The organism is Neobacillus citreus, from assembly GCF_018343545.2.
Lineage (GTDB): Bacteria > Bacillota > Bacilli > Bacillales > Cytobacillaceae > Neobacillus > Neobacillus citreus.
In genome coordinates, this window is record NZ_JAGYPE020000002.1 from 127,360 (window position 1) to 148,770 (window position 21,411).

19 protein-coding genes and 1 pseudogene are annotated in these 21,411 nt (G+C 44.4%); 18 read left to right on the forward strand and 2 right to left on the reverse strand.

Annotated elements, in window-relative coordinates; genetic code table 11:
• The 3 genes and pseudogenes from KHB02_RS02270 to KHB02_RS02280 form a co-directional block, all read left to right on the forward strand.
• Positions 1-155, forward strand: a pseudogene (locus KHB02_RS02270) (7-carboxy-7-deazaguanine synthase QueE); the annotation flags it as partial.
• A gap of 358 nt (positions 156-513) precedes the next feature.
• On the forward strand, positions 514-2,073 hold the full coding sequence (locus KHB02_RS02275; RefSeq protein WP_213145446.1) for an AMP-binding protein: 1,560 nt from the start codon (positions 514-516) through the stop codon (positions 2,071-2,073).
• 14 nt (positions 2,074-2,087) lie between these two features.
• Positions 2,088-3,656: a class I adenylate-forming enzyme family protein gene (locus KHB02_RS02280; RefSeq protein WP_213145447.1), complete on the forward strand. Its 1,569-nt coding sequence runs from the start codon at positions 2,088-2,090 to the stop codon at positions 3,654-3,656.
• A gap of 210 nt (positions 3,657-3,866) precedes the next feature.
• Here the strand turns inward: KHB02_RS02280 and KHB02_RS02285 are convergent, their stop codons facing one another.
• Complete coding sequence (locus tag KHB02_RS02285; protein ID WP_213145448.1) at positions 3,867-6,005, reverse strand: sigma-54-dependent Fis family transcriptional regulator; 2,139 nt, start codon at positions 6,003-6,005, stop codon at positions 3,867-3,869.
• Positions 6,006-6,240: 235 nt separating this feature from the next.
• Here KHB02_RS02285 and KHB02_RS02290 point away from each other — a divergent pair, with 235 nt between their 5' ends.
• The 12 genes from KHB02_RS02290 to KHB02_RS02345 all read left to right on the forward strand — a co-directional run bounded on the left by KHB02_RS02290 (position 6,241) and on the right by KHB02_RS02345 (position 18,687).
• Entirely contained in the window at positions 6,241-7,026 is a 786-nt protein-coding gene (locus KHB02_RS02290; RefSeq protein WP_213145449.1) for an enoyl-CoA hydratase/isomerase family protein, read from the forward strand.
• 312 nt (positions 7,027-7,338) lie between these two features.
• Positions 7,339-8,703, forward strand: a complete 1,365-nt coding sequence (locus KHB02_RS02295; protein ID WP_213145450.1) for an acyclic terpene utilization AtuA family protein — start codon at positions 7,339-7,341, stop codon at positions 8,701-8,703.
• A 3-nt stretch (positions 8,704-8,706) separates the two neighbouring features.
• Complete coding sequence (locus tag KHB02_RS02300) at positions 8,707-9,051, forward strand: AtuA-related protein (RefSeq protein ID WP_213145451.1); 345 nt, start codon at positions 8,707-8,709, stop codon at positions 9,049-9,051.
• Between the two features lie 12 nt (positions 9,052-9,063).
• Positions 9,064-10,212, forward strand: coding sequence for an acyl-CoA dehydrogenase family protein (locus tag KHB02_RS02305; RefSeq protein WP_213145452.1), 1,149 nt, complete (start codon positions 9,064-9,066; stop codon positions 10,210-10,212).
• Positions 10,213-10,412: 200 nt separating this feature from the next.
• Positions 10,413-11,600 carry an acyl-CoA dehydrogenase family protein gene (locus KHB02_RS02310; protein WP_213145453.1) on the forward strand — a complete coding sequence of 396 codons (1,188 nt, stop codon included), beginning with the start codon at positions 10,413-10,415 and terminating at the stop codon, positions 11,598-11,600.
• Positions 11,601-11,646: 46 nt separating this feature from the next.
• Complete coding sequence (locus tag KHB02_RS02315) at positions 11,647-13,185, forward strand: acyl-CoA carboxylase subunit beta (RefSeq protein WP_338088252.1); 1,539 nt, start codon at positions 11,647-11,649, stop codon at positions 13,183-13,185.
• Between the two features lie 23 nt (positions 13,186-13,208).
• Entirely contained in the window at positions 13,209-14,735 is a 1,527-nt protein-coding gene (locus KHB02_RS02320) for an acyl-CoA synthetase (protein ID WP_213145455.1), read from the forward strand.
• 5 nt (positions 14,736-14,740) lie between these two features.
• Complete coding sequence (locus KHB02_RS02325; protein WP_213145456.1) at positions 14,741-15,181, forward strand: MaoC/PaaZ C-terminal domain-containing protein; 441 nt, start codon at positions 14,741-14,743, stop codon at positions 15,179-15,181.
• A 176-nt stretch (positions 15,182-15,357) separates the two neighbouring features.
• Positions 15,358-16,230: an ABC transporter permease subunit gene (locus KHB02_RS02330; protein ID WP_213145457.1), complete on the forward strand. Its 873-nt coding sequence runs from the start codon at positions 15,358-15,360 to the stop codon at positions 16,228-16,230.
• Positions 16,227-17,240: a hypothetical protein gene (locus KHB02_RS02335; protein WP_213145458.1), complete on the forward strand. Its 1,014-nt coding sequence runs from the start codon at positions 16,227-16,229 to the stop codon at positions 17,238-17,240. Before KHB02_RS02330 ends, KHB02_RS02335 begins: the two co-directional genes overlap by 4 nt.
• Before the next feature lie 53 nt (positions 17,241-17,293).
• A complete protein-coding gene (locus KHB02_RS02340; protein WP_213145459.1) occupies positions 17,294-18,388 on the forward strand; it encodes a threonine aldolase family protein in 1,095 nt (364 codons plus the stop codon).
• Between the two features lie 65 nt (positions 18,389-18,453).
• A complete protein-coding gene (locus tag KHB02_RS02345; RefSeq protein ID WP_213145460.1) occupies positions 18,454-18,687 on the forward strand; it encodes a hypothetical protein in 234 nt (77 codons plus the stop codon).
• 93 nt (positions 18,688-18,780) lie between these two features.
• Here the strand turns inward: KHB02_RS02345 and KHB02_RS02350 are convergent, their stop codons facing one another.
• Positions 18,781-19,440: a DsbA family oxidoreductase gene (locus tag KHB02_RS02350; protein ID WP_338088255.1), complete on the reverse strand. Its 660-nt coding sequence runs from the start codon at positions 19,438-19,440 to the stop codon at positions 18,781-18,783.
• A gap of 245 nt (positions 19,441-19,685) precedes the next feature.
• Here KHB02_RS02350 and KHB02_RS29705 point away from each other — a divergent pair, with 245 nt between their 5' ends.
• The 3 genes from KHB02_RS29705 (at position 19,686) to KHB02_RS02360 (ending at position 21,383) form a co-directional block, all read left to right on the forward strand.
• A complete protein-coding gene (locus KHB02_RS29705) occupies positions 19,686-19,808 on the forward strand; it encodes a hypothetical protein (RefSeq protein ID WP_277398148.1) in 123 nt (40 codons plus the stop codon).
• A 112-nt stretch (positions 19,809-19,920) separates the two neighbouring features.
• The gene (locus KHB02_RS02355) at positions 19,921-20,181 is read left to right on the forward strand and encodes a CGCGG family putative rSAM-modified RiPP protein (RefSeq protein ID WP_213145462.1); all 261 of its coding nucleotides are present in this window, start codon (positions 19,921-19,923) and stop codon (positions 20,179-20,181) included.
• A 107-nt stretch (positions 20,182-20,288) separates the two neighbouring features.
• Positions 20,289-21,383, forward strand: a complete 1,095-nt coding sequence (locus tag KHB02_RS02360) for a PrsW family glutamic-type intramembrane protease (protein ID WP_213145463.1) — start codon at positions 20,289-20,291, stop codon at positions 21,381-21,383.
• The last annotated feature ends 28 nt before the right edge of the window (positions 21,384-21,411 follow it).

A 21,411-nucleotide genomic window follows, 5' to 3' on the forward strand; every position in this document is an offset into this window, starting at 1 on the left:
ATCTGTCAACAATGGATAATCAGGAGCTGCTTCTGCATCTTATTAATAAATATGAAAGACTGATAGACAAGGTCATGCAGGACTCCGAAATGAATAATGTGAAGGTTCTTCCGCAATTGCATACTTTTTTGTGGGGAAATAAAAGAGGAGTTTAGGTGAAAAAACAGGCGATGTCCATGGCGGCATCGCTTTTTATTTGTTTTTTACCATCACAATCAAACTGTTTATAAAACTATACAACTGTGTTTTTTTTATAACATTTGTTCAAGGAGAAACTGTATATATATGGGGTCAGAAAGTATGTGCCCCATTTGTAATAACTGGTACAATTCTTGCATTTCTTAAAGTAGGTATTGAAACCATAGTTAAGGAGGATTCTGAACATGTAAGATTGGAAGGCAATCGGATAAAAAAATAAACCTTTTTTAATCGGAATGAAGACTTTTTAACGTAAGTAAAAATGGAAACGATTTCATGTATTAAGGAGTAATTTGAAAAAACGGGGGGAAGCTCATGAGTGAAATCACCATCTTAAATCGAGTGGCCATCGGCGATATTGTGCGCAGGACGGCAGCCAAAAATCCAGCCAAAACGGCCATCATTTCAGGGGATAAAAGGATTTCCTATCAAGAGTTTAATGAAGATTGCAACCGCTTTGCTCACTACCTGTTGGACCTTGGGTTAGAAAAAGGAGATTCGGTTGCCACTATCTGCGGAAACAGTTGGCAGTTTCTGGTTGCCATTTTTGGAATCGCAAAGGCCGGTTTGGTTTGGGTTCCGATTAATCCGGGGGTATCCTTTAACGAAAAGTCTTATATTCTTGCGGAGGTACGTGCAAAAGTCCTCATCTGTGACGAGGTATTTTTACAAGACAAAAAAGAAGAATTTTCAAGCATGTGTCCGGAATTGCTCATTATTGGAAAGGGTGCCACTGATGCTGAAAAATTTGAGCATGCCTTAAATTCCAACCATACGGAAGAACCGGAAGTGGAGATTGGGGACCGTGACCTGGCACAAATCATGTTTACTAGTGGAACGACTGGATCACCGAAAGGAGTCCTCATTAACCATCAAGCTGTGTTTATTGCCAGTCTGGCCAATATTATTGAAGCGGGGATGGCGAAAGACGATATTGCGACGATGATGATGCCGGTGTTCCATTGTGCTCAGCACACGCTTGTCTCGTCCTTTTTCCACTTAGGCGCAACAGTTGTGGTAATCCAAGGCTTCGAACCGGAGTCTTTTATGAAAACAGTCGAGAAGGAAAAGATTACCTGGATGTTTGGCCTGCCGATGATGTACCGGGCATTTCTCTACCATCCTTCTTTTAAAAAATATAACCTATCAAGCCTGCGCTATTGCCTCTACGCCATGGCCCCTATGGACCGCAATACGCTGGAAAAAGGAATCAGTGAACTAGGCTGTGAGTTTGCATTAGGGTCGGGACAGACCGAAATGTATCCGGCTACCTGTGTGTTTAAACCAGAGGACCAGCTGCGAAAATCAGGTCCATATTGGGGAACAGCATCCTTAATAACGGACATCGCTATAATGGATGACGATGGAAACCTGATAGGAAAAAATGAAGTGGGTGAAATAGTTCACCGCGGTCCGAATGTTATGGCCGGCTATCTCAATAATCCGGAAGAAACGAAGCGGTCACGGCAGTTCGGCTGGCATCATACCGGGGACTTAGGGTACTTTGACGAGGAAGGGCTGCTGGTTTTTGTGGACAGGAAGAAGGACATGATTAAGACTGGCGGGGAAAATGTAGCATCTATTCAGGTAGAACAAGCGCTCTTGTCTTATCCAAAAGTATTAAATGCGGTAGCAGTCGGTTTGCCGCATGAACGCTGGATTGAGGCTGTCACGGCGTTTGTTGTGTTAAAACCTGGGGAGGTAGCGACGAAAGAGGAAATCCTTAAACATTGCAAAGAACATCTAGGGACCTTCCAAGTCCCAAAAGAGGTGTTAATAGTAACCGAGCTTCCGCAGACAACGACCGGAAAAATCCAAAAGAATGTGTTGCGGGAGCAATTTAAAAATCTATATTCTAATAATCCAGTAGTTTAAAAGGGGGGATGTTTTTGCAGGACTGGATTGTTCATAAAGTATTGGCGAATGCCGTTGATAGGTTCCCGAATAAGCCATTTTTAATTTATGAAGACCAACGGATTACTTATAAGGAACTGGATGACGTCACCGATGTATTGGCGTCGGCCCTTCTCCAGGAGGGATTTGAGAGAGGCGACAAAATGGCCATTTTGGCGTTAAACCAACTGGAATGGCTGTATACGTATTTCGCGGCAGCCAAAATCGGTGTCGGTGTGGTGGCCCTGAATGTCCGCTACCGAGATTCAGAGCTGGAGTATATGCTGAACAATTCAAAAGCAAAGGGGATTGTATCCATTTCCGGCCATCAAGGCTTTAATTTTGCCCAATTTTTCGAGAAGTTTCAAGATAAGGTTCCGTCTGTGGAAAAATATATTTTCATAGGCTATGGGTTTGAAGGAAGTCTATCCTTTGAAGAGTGGTTGGCTAGGCCGCTTGACCGGGGAAGGCTTGAGGCCGCAAAGCAAGCGGTGTTGGAAGAGGATACGGCCGTTGTCATCTATACATCCGGCACCACCGGAAAGCCAAAGGGGACAATGATTACCAATCGCAGTATCCTGGCGTCGGCCAAAGCCCAGGCAGACCATTTGTCGCTTGGAGCGGGGGATTGCACAGTAGGGAGTTTACCGTTAAACCATGTCGGAGGCATTACCTGTGCGGTCCATGCCTTATTAGTAAGCTATGGCAGTATTGTTCTGGTACCTGAGTTTATTCCGGAAAAGGTCCTGCAAGTCATACATCATGTCAAGCCAACCGTCTTTGGCGGTGTGCCCACTATGTATCACATGCTATTAAACCATAAACATATTAATCAATATGACCTTAGTTCCATTAAGGTCTGCATCGCTGGTGGATCGAATGTCGACCCTACCCAATGTGAAATGATCGAAACAAAATTTCCTAACGCCAAAATCATCAATTTATATGGTCTTAGTGAAACATCCGGTGCCTGCATCATGACCCGGCTAACTGACTCTCTTGAAAAAGTGCAGCAAAGTATCGGCGTTCCTATCGGCGATTTTAGCTTGATGATTGTCGATGCGGAACAAAAGGAGCTTGCAAGCGGCGAAGTCGGAGAAGTAGCGGTAAAGGGAGACTGCCGGGCGAAGGGGTATTTTGAACTGGAAGAAGAAACAAGGCTGGCATTTTCTGAGGATGGCTGGCTTTATACCGGTGACATGGGGTATCTGGATCATGAAGGGTATGTGATTTTAAAAGGGCGGAAAAAGGAAATGTATATTCAAGGCGGTTATAATGTCTACCCAGTCGAAGTGGAAAATATCCTGATGTCGCATCCGAAAATAGGTTTTGCCGCCGGAATTGGCGTGCCCGATTCATTCCTTGGCGAAGTGGGTCGTTATTACATTATCCCAAAAGAGGGGGCGACCATGACCGAAGAAGAGGTCAAATCATTTTGTCAGCAGCATTTAGCAGATTACAAGGTGCCGAGGCAGGTTGTATTTGTCAGCCAGCTCCCGCAGACACCAGCGGGCAAAATCCAAAAATCTGCGCTGAAGGAGCAATATTTGAAACAGCTGCAGTGAGGAAAAACAACCACATGGGTCTGTGCCAGTGTGGTTGTTTTTGTATTTTGTGGGGATGGGCAGCGATTCGCTGATAGAACCTGCACATTCGCCGACAGAAGTCGAAGATTCGCCGATAAACAAATAGAATTCGCCGATAGAACCTCAAAATTCGCCGATAGAGTGTAAAGATACACTCCAAAAAGGATTGGTTGAAGACGAAAACAGCCCCTAGGTAAAGCGAAACTCCAATTCTTCAATAATCTGATACCTTTTCATTTTCTGATATAGTGTCGTTCGGCTGATTCCTAGCAATCCGGCGGCTTTTGTGCGGTTTCCTCGGCATTTTTTTAAGGCTTGCAGGATTACTTCCTTTTCCGTTCGGCTAATGGATTGCTTCCGGTCAATAGGAAACTGGGACTCGGTTGTTTTAGATTTTGGAGAAAGTACCGGCTCTTGAGGCAGTAATTTCAATTCTTGTGGAAGATGTTCGATTTCAATCCATTCTGAACTACTGTAATGGAAGGCTCTTTCCAAGACATTTTCCAATTGCCTGATATTCCCTGGCCAGTGGTAGTGCTGCAAGCTGCTTGCTACTTCCGGCGAGACGCTGATGATGTTCCTTTTCGTTTTGAAATTAATTTTATTGATAAAATAGCGGCACAATAACGGGATGTCATCGAGTCGCTCTCTTAATGGCGGGATGTGTAAATGAATAACATGAATCCGGTAATAGAGATCTTCTCTGAATTTTCCCTGCTCTACAAGCTCCGCCAAGTCCTTGTTAGTGGCAGAAATAATCCGGACATTTACCTTTGTGGTTTTAGTGGCGCCGATTCTTTCAAATTCTTGTTCCTGCAGGACCCTCAACAGTTTTACTTGCAGGGAGACAGGCATTTCGCCGATTTCATCGAGAAACAGTGTTCCATTATTAGCCAGTTCAAACTTGCCGGGCTTTCCTCCTTTTTTCGCTCCGGTAAACGCGCCATCCGCATAGCCAAAGAATTCCGATTCCAGCAATTCCTCAGGGATGGCCCCGCAATTCACCTTAATAAAGGCGCCTTTGCAACCTGATACCCGGTGAATCCCTTCGGCGATCAGCTCTTTGCCGGTCCCGCTTTCTCCGGTAATTAACACATTCGATAAAGATTTTGCCGCAATCACCGCGTCCTGCTTGAATTTTTCCATTTGTGAATTCTGTGAGATGACGTGAGCAAATGGGTCCGTATCTTTGGAAATACGGGATAATTCTCCACGGTAAAAAGAAATCTCACTTTCTAATTTTTCCATGTGAAAAAGAAGGTCTCGCCAAGCTTCGAGCTGCCGAAAAATGATTTTAAAAATGGCGCCCAACTTTTGGCCATCCTGGTAGATGGGCATTTGCGCGACAATGCATTTCCGTTTGTTGATTTCAATAAGTTTTCCCTCAATTTTTTTATCCATTTTCAAGCTGAGTTCAGAAGGAAGCTGGGGTGCAATTTTTGAAATAGGGGTACCAAGAAGCTGGTCTTGCTGGTCAAAGGAAAACAAATCCAGAAACCCTTGATTGGCCATCGTGATCAGCCCGTGCTTGTCTGTGACAGCCACCCCATCGTAGGCAAGCTCAAGGGCGCTGTCGAGAATCTTCTTAAGCTGATTGGTCGTTTCCAATTCAGCAGCAATGATTTCATAGGAGGTGACGTCTCGCAAAACCACCATGGCGCCGGTAATACGGTTAAGTTCTCTGATAGGAATAAAGGAAGCGATTACTGTGAGGTCTTTAAAACTGAAACGTTTTGCCTGTTGAATTTGACCCGTTTTCATGGTCTCAATTAACCCTTTGCGGAAATCGGGAAGAAACAGGTCAATGGGAGCATTCAGCAGCGTTTTGCCGTTCAATTGCAGCAGGTCTATAACGGTGTGGTTAAAGGTTGTGATTTTTAGGTTGGAGTCTACGGAAATAACCGCATCCTGCAGGTTTTCAACCAGTGATTTCATGCGGTTCAGTGTATCTTCCAAGGCGGTCATGTTTGAGTACACTAAATCCAGCTTTGACATGATTCCAAATACATTTTGATGCTGGTCGAGGACGACGGCCTGACTGACATTGCCTTTGATCATAATTTCTCTTGCGTCAAGCAAAGTCTGGTCTTTTTGAATCGTGACAACGTTTTGTTTTATGAGTGGCCGAATGGAAGCATCTAGAGGTGTGTTTTCAAGCAACGCCCGATAAATCGCATTTTTATGTAGAATTCCAAGCAATTTCCTGTCTTCGGTGGTTACACAGCCGATGTCCACCCGATGGGATAAAAACGCAGAAATGGCGTTGCGAATCGTGCTTTCAAGGGATAATTGCACAAAATTAACGGTTGTAAAGCTACTAACTTTCAATCGAAAGAGACACCTCCATGTTAATCTGAAAATTAATATTTTTCACACATTTATAATTATAGCGCTTACATTTAAATAAAACAATCGCTACAGTGTACACATCTTTGAACAACTGTTCACTTTTGTGCACAAGGTGTTTATTTTTTCATGAGAAATAGAGGATGTTTGCCTTAAAAGAGGTTGGCACGTTTTTTGCAACATGTATATTGATACTCCTATTTAAGAGGTGAATGACATGGCCTATGAATCGATCCTTTATGAAGAAATTGAAAACGTTGCCAAAATAACGTTGAATTTACCGGAAATGAGAAACCCGCTGACACAGGACTCGACTAGAGAGCTTACTTTGGCGATTAGGGAGGCGGACCAGAATCCGGAGATCCGCGCGATTATCCTTACCGGTGCCGGTACAGCGTTTTCGGCTGGCGGTAACCTGAATGATTTTAAAAAAAATTTCCAAAAAACAGCACCGGAGCTTTATTTTGAAGGGCGCGAAAGTACGGAATTATTCAAGCTGGGTGCTGAAGTCACCACACCGTTGATTGCTAGCGTAAATGGGCCCGCCTTGGGGGGCGGCACTGGGTTAGTCGCAATGTGTCACCTTGCCATCGCTTCAACCGAAGCCAAGCTTGGTTTAACCGAACTGAGATTGGGGCTCGTGCCGTTTGTGATTATGCCCTGGGTTCGGCGGTCGGTCGGCGACCGGAAGATGATGGAGCTGATGCTGACTGCGGAGATTTTTACGGCGGAGCAGGCGAAGGAATTCAACCTTGTTCATCGAGTTGTAAAACCGGATGAGCTTGAGGCGGAAACGATGAAGCTGGCGAGGCAAGTGGCGAGTTTCAGTCCACTCGCGGTCAAATTGAGTTTGGATGCTTTTTTTACAACCGAGCAGATGGATTTGCTGAAATCGTTTGATTATTTGACGACGCTTAGGCTTGTATCCTTTATGAGTGAGGATTTAAAAGAAGGGGCATCCGCTTTTCTGGAAAAAAGACGGCCGAATTGGGCGGGGAAATGAGGTCTTATTTATTCAAAAATTAGTGTCTTTTACGGATTCGCTAATAAAACGGTGAAATTCGCTAATAAAAGCTGAGAATTCGCTAATAAAACTCACAAAGTCGCTAATAAAAATCAAAAAAACGCTAATAGTTTTTTAGATTCGCCGATTGAAGGGTAGGAATCGCCGATAGACTGGTGAAATTCGCCGATAGCACGATGAAATTCGCCGATTGAACGATAAAATTCGCCGATAGAACCCCGAAATTTGCTGATGTAATGTAATTTATATCAAAAAAAGCTGATCACCGACTACTGAAAGGAGGAATTTGTCATGAAAAAGGTACGAATTGGGGCTGCCCAGGGCTTTTATGGCGACAGTATCGAAGCGGCTGTCGCAACCGCGGCAAAAGGGAATGTGCAATATCTTTGTTTCGACGCCCTGGCCGAGCTGACGATGGCCATCCTGGTTAAGGATAAACGAAAAAATGAGCAGGCCGGCTTCACCAAGGATTTGCCGCTGCAAATGAAGGAGCTGCTGCCATTTGTAAAGGAAAAGGGTATTAAGCTGTTAACGAATGGAGGAGGCATTAATCCGCTTGGGGCTCAACAGGAAATCCTAAAGGTAGCAAGGGAAATGGGGATGAGCGGCTTAAAAGTCGCGGTCGTGACTGGAGACAATGTATTGGACCGAATCCCTGAGTTTCTTGAAAAGGGGTATTCTCTCAATCATCTCGAAACTGGTGAGGCAATCGAAAAGGTTAAAGACAGACTGGAGTTTGCCAACGCCTATATCGGGGCCAAGCCGATTGTGGAAGCGTTACGTGCCGGTGCAGATATCGTTGTCACCGGACGGACTACGGATACGGCCCAGTTTTTGGCGCCATTAATCTATGAATATGGCTGGAAAGAAGACGAGTGGGATAAGCTTGCAAGCGGGATTTTTATGGGGCATTTGCTCGAGTGTTCGGCGCAATCAACAGGCGGGAATTTCAGCGGCAATTGGCAGGATATCGAAGGTTTTCACCGAATGGGCTACCCGATTGCCGAGGTATCGGAAAATGGTGACTTTACCATAAGTAAGGTTGAGGAACAAGGAGGCCTAGTTACGGTTGATACGGTAAAAGAACAGATGCTTTACGAAATTCACGATCCGTCTGCCTATATTACCCCAGACGTCATCGTCAATCTAACCAGCGTTCATTTGGAAAAGAGCGGGCTGAATCAGGTGACGGTGACAGGGGTGAGAGGTAAACCGCGGACAGATACATTAAAGGTTGTCATGGGTTATGAAAACGGCTTTGCCGCGCAAGTAGTTGTCGGGTTTGCCTGGCCAGATGCCTTACGAAAAGCAAAAAAGGTGGATGAAATCATTCGCACGCAGCTGGAGAGGTACCGGTGGAATTATGAGGAAGTTCGCACAGATTTCCTTGGATACAACTCATTAAGTGGTCCTCTCGCTTTTGAACCTGAGCAGGAATTAAATGAGGTGTATTTACGGATGGCGGTCAAAGCAAAGACGAAACAGGAAGCGGCACGTTTTAGCAGACTCTTCCCGCCGCTGGCATTGAATGGTCCTCCATCGATGAGCGGTTTTACGGGCAACTCTTCTCCACGGGCGTTACTCGGGATGTGGTCGACACTGATTCCACGGAGTGAGGTTGAAAATCTTGTGAAAGTTGAACTGCAGGAGGTGTGAATAATGGCCATCGTCAAGCTGAGAGACATCGCACAAACTCGTTCCGGGGATAAAGGAAACATGGTGAATATCGGTGTGTTTGCCCCGAACCCGGCCATCTATCAAATTTTTTTAGAAAAACTAACTACTGAGCGGGTGAAAGAGCATTTTATAGGACTTGTGGAGGGAGAAGTGGCCCGCTACGAACTGCCAAACATTCTTGCGCTTAACTTTGTTTGCAAGGAGGCATTAGAGGGCGGCGGTTCAGCCTCATTAAGGCTGGATAATCTCGGCAAGTGCTTTGGTGCGAATATGATGCGGCTCAAATTAGAAGTGGATGATTCTTTATTAGCAGAACTAAGAAAATGAGGTGAACAAGTGATGCCATATGAACCATATTTTACGGAAGAACATGACCAGCTTCGAAAAATGATTCGTAAATTTGTAGAAAATGAAATTGCGCCGTATGTGGATGAATGGGAGGAACAGGGGGAATTTCCACGATCCGTCTTTACGAGAATGGGGGAACTGGGGCTTCTTGGTTTGCATTATCCTGAAGAGGTTGGCGGCCAAGGCGGTGATTATTTTTCCGGAATTGTCCTGGCGGAGGAATTGAATAAATGTGGCTGCGGCGGTGTTCCGATGGCAATAGCTGTCCAAACTGATATGGCCACGCCGCCGATTTATAAGTTTGGAACTAAGGACCAGCATGAACGCTTCCTCAAACCGGCTCTGAGAGGGGAAAAGATTGCGGCCATCGGGATTACCGAACCGAACAACGGCTCGGATGTCATGGGGATTCAAACGCGGGCCAGAAGAGAAGGCGACGAATGGGTCATTAATGGGGCGAAAACCTTCATTACCAATGGGACGCGGGCGGATTTCATCACTCTCGTTACGAGAACATCTGATGATCCGGGTCCGAAGGGAATAACGTTGTTCTTAGTGGAGACGAATCGTCCTGGTTTCTCTGTCGGGAAAAAGCTCGACAAGGTCGGAATGCGTTCTTCTGATACAGCAGAGCTGATTTTCGATAATGTCCGTGTTCCTCATGAAAACCTGCTGGGGGAAGAGGGTAAGGGCTTTTATCAAATCATGTGGCAGTTGCAGGGTGAGCGCATGGTTGGCGCGGCTGGCGCTATCGGTGGTGCTGAACATTCCTATGAAATGGCGCTTAACTATGCCAAAACAAGAATTGCCTTCAACCAGCCAATCGGCAATTTCCAGGTCATAGCCCACCTGCTTGCCGAAATGAAAACGCAAATTGAGGCATGTAAGGAATTGACCTATGCGACTGCCTATCGGTTCTCAAAAGGTGAGGTGCCGTCCAAAGAAATCTCGATGACAAAATTGGCAGCCGCACAGATGTCGCATTGGGTCGCGGACCGCGCACTGCAAATCTTTGGCGGAAATGGCTATATGTCGGAATATCCGATCGAACGTGCTTGGAGGGACAGCAGGCTGCCGAGAATTGGCGGCGGCACGGATGAAATTATGAAGGAGATTATTGCGAAGCAGATGGGGTTATAAAAAAGGTAACTTAGAGGGTTTGGGTGGGCTGATTAAAGAAATATTACCTGATTTTTAGAAGGAAAATCGGTCATGAAATAGGGTTTGGCGGATAAGTCTCTGGAATTGGCGGATACATTTACAATTTTGGCGGATTAGTCTCCCAATTCGGCGGATACCAATGAAAGAACCAGCCTAAAAGAAGGAAAAGGAGGGGTACGATGGGTCACTGGATATTTACGGACGAACATGACATGTTTCGGAAAACGGTTCGCTCCTTTGTGGAAAAAGAAATAACTCCCAATATTGAGCAATGGGAAAAAGACGGGCAGACTCCGAGAAGCTTATATAAACGAATGGGGGAGCTGGGCTTTCTTGGGATTAAGTTTCCGGAGGAGTATGGCGGCAGTGGTCTTGATGTTGTCATGGAAGCTGTTTTTACAGAAGAACTCGCAGGATGCGGGGCAGGCGGGGTCGGTGCGGCGATTGGTTCACATACAACCATTGCCATGACCAATATTTGGCGTTACGGGAATCACGAGCAAAAGCTGAAGTACCTCGTACCAGGGATTAAAGGGGAGGCCATCTCAGCACTGGCGGTAACCGAGCCAGGTGGCGGGTCCGATGTGGCCGCCATTAAAACGACTGCTAAAAAAGATGGCGACTATTATGTCCTGAATGGTTCGAAGACCTTCATTACGAATGGCGTAAACGCAGATTATGTGATTGTTGCCGCGAAGACAAAGGAAGGGCCGCAGCATCGCAATATAAGTTTATTTATTGTTGAGACTAATTCAGATGGTTATTCGGTTGGAAAAAGCCTGAAAAAATTAGGATGGCGCTCTTCAGATACCGGGGAACTTTTTTTCGACAATGTCATTGTGCCGAAAGAAAACCTGATTGGTGAGGAGAATGAAGGCTTCGTTTATATAATGAAAAATTTTCAGTATGAGCGGCTGATTCTTGCGTTGGGCTGCATCGGCGCAGCCGAGAAGGCGCTCGAGCTAACGGTCCATTACAGTAAGGAAAGAATCCAATTCAACAAGCCACTCTCAGAGTTTCAGGTGCTGCGCCACAAGATGGTCGACATGGCTGTCGATATTGAAAAAGCTAGGAACCTTACTTACCGGGCTCTTTACTTGTACAGTCAAGGGAAAAACTGTGTCACGGAAGCGACAATGGCAAAGGCAGTTGCCAGCGAAATGGTGAATCGTGTTTGCGACCAAGCGGTGCAAATTCATGGTGGCAATGGGTATATGATGGAATACCCGATTCAGCGGTTGTGGCGTGATGCCAGAATTCAAACTATAGGCGGCGGCACGACACAAATCATGAATGAAATACTTACCAAACAGCTGGGGATCCTCACACCTGTGGAAGTCCCAGCGAATAAGGGCCCGAAGTCTTAAAAACCAATCCAAATCTAAGCTTGCAATCTCAAAAACTACCAAAGGAGTGCTGACCTTGGAACGTGAACGAAAAATCCTCGCGGAACGTGAACGCATTTATCAGGGAGGACCTGACCACGACAAAATAAAGAAGATAGGAAAACTGTTTGTCCGGGATCGGCTTAGGCTCTATTTTGACGATGAACAGCCCTATTATGAAACCGGTCTGTTTGCCAACGCCACAAAGGAAAAGTTACCTGCGGACGGGGTAGTAACGGGCACAGGCAAAATCAATGACCGGCTTGTATTTTTCATGGCCAGCGACTATACCGTTAAGGCTGGCTCCATCGGCAAATTCCATGGCGAGAAAATCCTGCGGATTCAAGAGGCAGCGATTCGCGGCAGACGGCCGATTGTCTATATGATTGATTCCTCAGGAGGAAGAATTGACGAAGCCGGCGGCTACCATGTAGAGAAGTATTCAGGCGGGAAGATTTGGTATAACCACAGCATGCTGTCCGGACGTGTCCCGCAGATTGCTGTGCTTTACGGTCCATGCTTTGCAGGGACCGCCTATATGCCGGTTTTTTCCGACTTTGTCATCATGGTCGACAAAATTTCTGGAATGGCGATTGCTTCGCCAAGAATGGTACAAATGGCGACAGGACAGCAGGTGGATGTCGAGGAACTGGGCGGAGCCACAATGCACACAACCAAAAGCGGGTCGGCTGACTTTATCGCGAAATCTGAAGAAAAAGCAGCCGAGCTTGTTAAGAAACTACTAAGCTACCTGCCTGATCATTTTGACGGAAAGCTGCAGGAATTTCCGGCTAAGGAACCAACACGAAATCCAGCCGAAATAGACAATATTATTCCTGTCGAACCAAACCGCGCCTACGATGTCCGGAAATTAATCGAATCGATTGTTGACGGTGACAGCTTCCTTGAAGTCAAAGCCAATTATGCAAAGGAGCTGGTGACCGGTTTTGCCCGCTTGAACGGGAAAACGGTTGGAATTGTTGCTAATCAGCCACTTCATAAGGGGGGAGCCATTTTTCCAGAGTCATCGGATAAAGGTGCTAAATTTGTCTGGACTTGTGATGCCTACAACATTCCGCTTCTGTATTTATGTGATACCCCTGGGTTCATGGTCGGCACAAAGGTAGAGCAGGAAGGAATTCTTCGCAAAGGCCGGAACTTTATTTTCGCAAGCTCTGCGGCCAATGTTCCGAAAATGTGCGTGATTGTCCGGAAGGCTTATGGCGCGGGGATTTATGCGATGGCAGGTCCGGCCTATGAACCGGATACGACGATTGCCCTGCCGTCCGCGGAAATTGCCATCATGGGTCCTGAAGCAGCGGTCAACGCCGTTTACTATAACAAAATAAAAGCCGTGGCCGACCCGGAAGAGAGGGCAGCCCTAGTGCAAAAGCTGCGAGAGGAATACCGGGCAAGCTACGACATTATCAAGCTATCAGGCGAGCTGGTCGTAGACGATTTGGTTGTCCCAAGTGAATTGCGCCAGGAGCTGATCCGCCGCTATGAAACATTCGAAAACAAAGATTTCCCGCTTCCGGCGAAAAAGCATTCAACCATTTTAAGTTAGGAAAAAGATTAGGGGTGTTGGGTATGGTTCAGGGAATCGGAAATTGGCTTGTGAAACATTGTAAGGTCCGTCCGGATAGACTGGCGCTTGTCTATAACGAAAAACGGTTTACGTACTTAGAATTTAATGAACGGGTCAATCGGCTGGCTAATGCCCTTCTTTCCTTAGGGGTAAGGAAGGGCGATCGGGTCGATGCCCTGCTTCTTAACACGAATGAAATGCTCGAAGCGGTGTTTGCCTGCGCGAAAATTGGCGCTATCTTTGTGCCCATCAACTTCCGTTTAAGTGCCGAAGAAGTCCATTATATTGTCAATGATTCAAGGGCCTATCATTTTATTTATGACAGCCGGATGAGGCCGCTGGTAGATCAGCTGCGAACGATGAAATCCAGTTTGCTTGAATACATCCACGTCGGGAACCAACCGCATTATGATGATTTGCTTTATGAAAAGTTGCTGGAGGAAGCGTCACCGGTTGAGCCTGGCTTTGAGATTGGGATCGATGACATCCATTTAATGATGTACACGTCTGGCACAACCGGCAGGCCGAAAGGGGCAATGTTAAGCCACGGTAATACCCAATGGAATGCTATTAACTTCATCCACAATACCCCTGTTGATTATTCTGATACGACGCTTGCCGCGGCGCCGCTGTTCCATATTGGCGGTATGAGCGTGTTTACGTTGCCGCTAATCTATAAGGGTGGCGCAAATATTTTAATTGATGGTTTTGACCCGGTGAGAATTTTACAAAAAATCAATGATGAACAGGTAACCACCTTATTCCTAGTCCCGGCGATGTGGCAGGCGTTAATGAGTGTTCCTAATTTTGATGCCTACGATATTTCGTCGCTTCAATTCGCCGTTTCCGGCGGGGCGCCTTGTCCGATTACCGTGATTGAATTTTTCCAAAAACGGGGAATTCCGTTTTATGAGGGATTTGGGCTGACGGAAACGGCTCCGTTTGTCAGTATTCTAGATAAAGAGAATACCATCCGCAAGAATGGCTCGGTCGGGAAAGAACCAATGCACACCACAGTTCGCATAGTCGACCCGCTTGACCGGGATGTGCGGCCAGGCGAGGTGGGAGAGCTGATTGTGAATGGTCCGAATGTGATGGTTGGCTATTGGAATAAACCGGACGAAACGAAAGAGGCGATTCGAAACGGCTGGTTCTACACAGGCGACTTAGCCAAATTTGATGAGGATGGGTTTATTTATATTGTCGACCGCAAGAAGGACATGATCATTACCGGCGGGGAGAACGTATATCCAATTGAAATTGAGCAGGTTCTGTACCGGCATCCGAATATCCGCGAGGCCGCAATTATTGGATATCCGGACGAAAAATGGGGCGAATCGATAAAAGCGGTGGTCGCCTTAAAGGATCACAGCCAAACGTTAACAGTCACAGACTTGATACAATTCCTTGATGGAAAAATTGCTCGCTTTAAAATGCCGAAGCAGCTGGAAATTGTCGAGGCACTGCCTCGTAATGCGACCGGAAAAATATTAAAAACCGTCTTAAGGCAAAACAATTCGAAAGGGTGATATAGGTGTACGATAAATACTTTGATCATTTTGAACTAGGTGAAAAGTGGGAGTCACGTGGTAGGACGATTACGGAAACAGATCTTGTCATGTTTTCCGCCCTGACAGGAGACTATTATCCGCTTCATACGGATATTGAATATGCAAAAAATACAATTTTTAAGCAAAGAATTGCCCATGGAATGCTGGTGCTGTCGTTTGCGGTGGGTTTAACAAAGATGGATCCGAAAATCGTGGTGGCAAATTACGGCATTGATAAACTGCGCTTTATCCAGCCTGTCTTTATTCACGATACCATCCATGTCGAACTAGAAGTCATCGATCTCCAGGATAAAGGGAATGGCACCGGTGTCGTCACAGTCAAACAGTCGGTCGTCAAACAAACCGGCGAACAATGCATTGTCGGAATTTCGAAAGCCTTGATTAATAAAAGGCAGCCTGTATAGAAATACCAAGAGAATAGGAACAACGTGCTGGGAATAGAAATTCCCAGTTTTTTTATGTTTTTTTAAAAAATTTCAAAATTTTGTAAACGAAACTGCATCTATTTACGTCTAATTACTTTGGAGCATATTTATGCAGAAAAAGCGGGCAGTGTATAGCCCAAGCTAGAGGTGATGGATTGAAAAGGTTAATAGAGTGGCCGGTTCGGCTGGTTTTGATGGTTTTCGGGTTTCTTTTTGTCTTTAATCTGCCATCGTTAATTGGAATTGGTAACACCTTAACGTTACACCCGGATACTTTTTGGAAGTATGTGCAAGAGAATATTCAACAATTAATTCAGTTTGGAGACACAAGTTACATAGACCTGTTTAATGAGCAAAGTCTGCCGGAAGGTTATGCTTATACCATTTCAATATTCGCTTCATCGCTGGTAGCTGTTATTGTATTTGGACTGTTGGCTGCCATGTTTGTCCATATAATGCCGAAAAAAATCGGTGGATTTATAAAGCGCGGAATTAACTTTTTTGAAGGCGTTCCTGATTTAATGGTTATTTTTATCATTCAGTTCTTTGTTATTACGCTATATAGAGAAACGGGTTTGAAGTTTTTGCAGCTTTACGGAGTATTTGGTGCAAGACCTTATGTGGTCCCTGTTGTCACGGTTTCCTTTCTTCCAGCGATGCTGTTTGCTCAGTTTATCATAAAGGTACTGGAGGAAGAGAAGGTAAAGGATTATGTTCAATATAGCAGGGCAAAAGGGCTTAGTTCATTAAGAATTCTGATTGTACATATGCTTCGCAACACTTTTCCGTTATTTATTTTGCAATTAAGAACGAGTATTTGGGTCATTCTCTCTAATATATTTTTAATTGAATTCCTGTTTACCCTTCCAGGGTTAACAGGAATCCTTCAATTGATCGTCATGAGAGGCGGCAGTTTCCTTGGACTAGTCATCTGTCTGCTGTTATTTATTTTGCCGCTTTTAGTGATTGAGGTGCTTAGTCTATTTGCTATCAAAGCTGTAAACAGAAAGGAGAGTGCAAGCATATGAGAGGTTTCCGAAAAACCACCATCGGCTCAGCAATTCTGCTTCTTCTGCTCATCGCAAGTTTCCTATACCCGTTGTATGGACCGGCCGATTTTGATAAAAATGGCCTGATTGTCAACGAAGCGGGAAAGGTCATAGGTCGTGCCCCGTTTCCGCCTTCTGCAGAGCATATTTTCGGAACAGACCGGAATGGCCAAGATCTGTTATTGCTTTTGCTATATGCGGCAAAATTCACTTTAATCACAGCCATTGGTGTGGCTTTCCTTAGAGTAATCATCGGTGGACTTTTAGGCGTTTTTATCTCACTTTGGGCACCATGGTTAAAAAAATATGTCATTGATATTTTTACTGTCTTTCGATTTGTTCCGGCTACTTTTCTAGGGATAGTATTGATGATGCCAGTCATGGCCCATATTGAAAGGCCGCTATCCACTGTCGTTACCTATCAAATTCTGATGCTGATATTGCTAGGCATTCCATCAGTTTTAGTATTTACGACTGACTTGATTGAGGAGTTAAAAACCAAATCGTTCATTACAACTTCTTTGTTGATGGGAGCGGGCAGGTATCATATTTTAAAAAGACATTTCTTCCCTTATTTTCGCTCCTATGGCATTCTATTTACGGTTCAACAATTATTAACTACTTTACAGGTAACCATGCATCTAGGTATCTTCGGCCTTTATCTAGGGGGCCAAACGGTTGGTGGAATTGTAGGGTATGATGATCCGCCGCCGAAACCTGCATCCGTGTCAAATGAGTGGGCAGGTTTAATTGGACAAAGTTTATATGATTTCATCCAGTATCCCTGGACCATTTCGTTCACTATTTTAGGATTCTTCGTGATTATCCAGATTGTCAATATGATCAAAAAAGAACTGGAAGAAAATATAGCAGGTATATCGTATATGAAACAAAAGAAGACACTAGTTCAAACATCGGTTCGTAAGACAGGTAACCAGGCTCCGGAGCAGTTTGTTTTTGTCAAAGAAAAAAAGAGTTTAGGTTCGTAGATAAATGTATAATGAAGTTGAATCTTTAGTTCATCACAAAGGGAGCAGGAAATATGAATAGATTGCAGGATGCATATAAAGAAACTCCATTTCAAGTGAACGGCCATGGTCCTAGAAAAATCCAAGTTTTGAAGGAAGCCTTTGAAAACCTTGATGGACAGCTTGAAAGTGAAATGTATGGGAAGGGGAAGTTGATAGAGGACTTCCAGGAAAAAATGGCGTCTGTTTTGGGAAAAGAGGCTGCGGTATTTTTTCCAAGCGGGACAATGGCGCAGCAAATCACGATGCGAATTTGGTGTGATGAAAAAGGCTTAAAAAAGGTCGCCTACCATCCGTTGTGCCATTTAGAGGTGCATGAAGAGGACGGATTAAAGGAGCTCCATCAGATTGAATCCGTTTTGTTAGCAGATAAAACTAGAGTCATCGAATTTGAAGATGTAACAGGCATGAAGGAAGAGGTTGCTTGTGTACTTTTGGAATTGCCACAAAGGGAAATAGGCGGGCTGCTGCCTGACTATCAAACACTCGAGGCGATTTCTGCTTATTGCAAAGAAAAAGGAATCATGCTGCATTTGGACGGGGCACGACTGTTTGAAATTCTTCCTTATTATGAAAAAAACGCTGCGGAAATTTGCAGCTTTTTCGACAGTGTGTATATTTCTTTTTACAAAGGAATTGGCGGGATTGCTGGTGCGGTTCTGGCAGGTGATAATGACTTTATTGAGAAATCCAAGGTGTGGAAAAGACGCCATGGCGGGGATCTAATCAGTCTTTATCCGTATTATCTGAGTGCCGATTATTATTTTGAAAAACGGATTGGGAAAATGAAGCAGTATTATGAGGAAGCAAAAGAGCTCGCTGGATTTTATAATCAGTGTTATGGCGTCTCCACTAAGCCGGAAGTGCCGGTTTCAAATATGTTTCACGTCCATTTCGATGCCCCAAAAGAAGTGATGGAGCTGATATTAACGGAAATCTGTAAGGATGCCGATGTGGGGTTATCAAGCTATGTAAGAGAAGTGACGGAGACGATCAGTTATTTTGAAGTTAGTATTGGGGATTTGTACGAGAAACTTCCTCATGAAAAATTAACGGATGCTTTTAAATTATTGGATGCAAGAATGAGGGCAAATTCTGATAAGACTTGAACTTTTAAAGACTGAATAATAAAACCTTTCTAACATATCCTAAGTTTGTTTAGGAGGTGATTAGATTGGCAAATCAAAGAAATAATCAACATAATGATAATAGCATTTCCCAAAGTATTAAAAATACGGCAGGGTCCGCATTTGAAACAGTGCACAATGCTTTAGAAGCAACCGAGAATGCAGCTATGAAAACAGTAGACGCCGCAAGTAACGCCGTCAGTAATTTAACCGAAAACAGGTCCGCTCAAAAAGATGGATTCCGTTATGATTACAATGATGCTTCGGATTTTAACGATTAAATGAATGATGGAATCATCCATTACATTTCCGGAATATTAGAAAAAACTAAGGTCCGAAACCAAAATGGCTTCGGACCTTAATTTTTCATGGATCTATTTTTTAGGAATTTCGCACCCGTTCTCGTCACAGCTTAGACCGCCGTCCTGGTCACCCAAATCCGTAATGGCTGATTCTTCTGCTTTAATCTGATTCAAAGCTTGGATAAATGTTTCGGTCGGCTGGGCCCCAGTAAGCGAGTATTTTTTGTTTAATATGAAAAATGGGATGCTGCGGATGCCGTATTGCGCAGCGAGACCTTCGTCTTCGCGGACTTCCCCGCTCATGTCAGTGCTGGATAGCATTTCTTTAACAGATTCGCCGTTTAAACCAACTTCCTCCGCCAGCTGCACGAGTGTAGTATGATCCCCGATATGTTTTCCCTCTGTAAAATAAGCACGCAGGATGCGGTCGGTCATTTCATGCATGAGGCCTTGTTTGTTGGCGAACATCACTAATCTGTGAGCATCAAAAGTGTTGGTTAGAATTTGTGTGTCAAAGTTAAACTCTAATCCAACCTCAGCAGCCATTTTTTCTAAGTTACGGCTATTGGCTTTGGCTTGCTCCACGCTCATGCCATATTTTTTTGATAAAGCTTCATAAATATTATAGTCTACATCCCGCTTCGATGTTGGATCGAGTTCAAAGCAGCGGTATACAACCTCGACAGGGAAATTTACCTTCTGAATAGCGTCCTCCAGACGCTTTTTGCCAATATAGCAAAATGGTCAAGCGAAGTCAGTCCACATTTCTATTAACATGCGATATACCTCCAAATTTAACATAATGTAATAAAACTATATCAGTTCCCAAATTGGGATGCAAAAATGCCGCTTGTAGGGAAGTGCTGAGGCATTACCTAATTAGCATAGCCTTCATGAAAGAACGCAAAATAAGAAGGAAGTGCCGGACAGGCATTCTTTTTAGTATGACTATATGAATCGAAAAGGATGATGAAAAAATGTCTAAAAAGAAGAACAAACAAAAACAGTTTAATCCTGCAATGCCGAAAACGGATGTGGAATTTGCCCAAACTGGACTTGAAAAGGTAGCATTACAAGCTTTAGAAAAAACAAAAAAATAACTTGAAAAGGGGCGCTGCAAAAAGTGCCCTTTTTTAGTTGAAAATGATGCGTGATGAAAATCACCTCTTGCCGGCGTGGTTCATTTTAAAATAGAAGGAAGAGGTGAATGTAATGGAAAAGAACTGGTCAATCTCATTAGAGCATGAGGAATATGAAAACGATAAGGAATTGGTTATTGCAGATGCGATTGATGCTGTAAAACAGACAGTGAAAGGATTTTATGTTAATGTCGTCACGCCTGCCGGCTTTGGGAATCCTGAAGAGTATTTAACAGAGGAATTGTTTTCTAGGTTCGGTGCGGAAATTGATGTGAAGTTTATCGACCAGTGCGGCTGCGGCGGTTACGTGTTACGGGTTTGGAAAAGAGCTTAGATAAATAATCTTCATTATAAAAAAATAATTTTGTATGCAGTTAACGGGCATAGTAAAAACAAGTTAAACATCCAATTTCAGTCATTTTATCAAGAGGGGGATGCTAATTGAATTGCCCGGACTGCGTATATTCGAATCCGGAGGGGGTCAGGTACTGCCTCAACTGCGGAAAAAACTTTAAACTGGGTGGAAATACAGACCCGGATCCAGACAGTTTATTTTACGAGTTTGCCTCTTACGTGGATGCGATGCCGAAGCAGCTGCGTTCGGTAGAACCTAAATTTCAAAACATTTTTTCAAGGGTGTTTCGAAAGCATAGCACGCTGGAGGCGGATAGGCTATTCATTGTCGGTACAGCAATCACAACACCGAAGATTGAAGAAGTAAAGGAAACATGGCCAAAGCCTTGGCTTTTTGCAAGAGTATTTTTGATTGCCCTGCTTGCATTTTTAGGCATGCACATAGGTGTCACCGTGTTCCATAATTTTAACTTTTTACCGGGTCTCATCATTATTGGTGCTTTTGCGGTCCCTATTACAACGCTGATGTTCTTCTGGGAAATGAATGCACCGCAAAATATTGCTTTTTATAGGGTCATTTATGTGGTCTTGATTGGCGGCATCCTCTCGATGCTGGTTGCACTAGTGTTTTTTAATCTTGTAAAAAACAACATCAACCCCATCACAATTGGTATTGTGGAGGAAGTGGCCAAAGTGATGACTGTTATCTGGTTTGTTCGAAACCACAAATACAGGTACATGCTAAATGGGCTTTTGGTGGGGGCAGCAGTGGGAGCAGGCTTTGCCGCGTTTGAAACAGCAGGCTATGCGTTAAGAAGCCTGTTAACAGGAGGGAGTTTCGAACACCTTTATACGACGATCCTCTGGCGCAGTGTTTTAGCTCCCGGCGGGCATGTGGCCTGGGCGGCATTGACAGGTGGGGCTTTCTGCAAAGCACAAGGCGATCAAAAATTCGATTTTTCACTATTGGTTAAGCCGTACTTTTTATTTGTTTTCCTTCTGGTCGTAGCGATGCACGCTTTATGGGATACACCGATTAAAGGCATGTCCCCATTCGGACATATCTTTCTTATGGTTTCTTCATGGGTTGTCGTTTTCTTAATGATTCGCAGAGGCCTTAAAGAAATCGCCAATAAAAAATGGCGGATTGCGTATGAACCAACTCAGCCGACACAGCCATAAAGATGTTTGAGGAATACTGACGAGTGCC

What these genes read in the sequence shown, in the direction of transcription:
- KHB02_RS02275 (WP_213145446.1), top strand. Translation starts at nt 514, where the DNA reads ATGAGTGAAATCACCATCTTAAATCGAGTGGCCATCGGCGATATTGTG.
- KHB02_RS02290 (WP_213145449.1), top strand. Translation starts at nt 6,241, where the DNA reads ATGGCCTATGAATCGATCCTTTATGAAGAAATTGAAAACGTTGCCAAA.
- KHB02_RS02295 (WP_213145450.1), top strand. Translation starts at nt 7,339, where the DNA reads ATGAAAAAGGTACGAATTGGGGCTGCCCAGGGCTTTTATGGCGACAGT.
- KHB02_RS02300 (WP_213145451.1), top strand. Translation starts at nt 8,707, where the DNA reads ATGGCCATCGTCAAGCTGAGAGACATCGCACAAACTCGTTCCGGGGAT.
- KHB02_RS02305 (WP_213145452.1), top strand. Translation starts at nt 9,064, where the DNA reads ATGCCATATGAACCATATTTTACGGAAGAACATGACCAGCTTCGAAAA.
- KHB02_RS02310 (WP_213145453.1), top strand. Translation starts at nt 10,413, where the DNA reads ATGGGTCACTGGATATTTACGGACGAACATGACATGTTTCGGAAAACG.
- KHB02_RS02320 (WP_213145455.1), top strand. Translation starts at nt 13,209, where the DNA reads ATGGTTCAGGGAATCGGAAATTGGCTTGTGAAACATTGTAAGGTCCGT.
- KHB02_RS02335 (WP_213145458.1), top strand. Translation starts at nt 16,227, where the DNA reads ATGAGAGGTTTCCGAAAAACCACCATCGGCTCAGCAATTCTGCTTCTT.
- KHB02_RS02340 (WP_213145459.1), top strand. Translation starts at nt 17,294, where the DNA reads ATGAATAGATTGCAGGATGCATATAAAGAAACTCCATTTCAAGTGAAC.
- KHB02_RS29705 (WP_277398148.1), top strand. Translation starts at nt 19,686, where the DNA reads ATGTCTAAAAAGAAGAACAAACAAAAACAGTTTAATCCTGCAATGCCG.
- KHB02_RS02355 (WP_213145462.1), top strand. Translation starts at nt 19,921, where the DNA reads ATGGAAAAGAACTGGTCAATCTCATTAGAGCATGAGGAATATGAAAAC.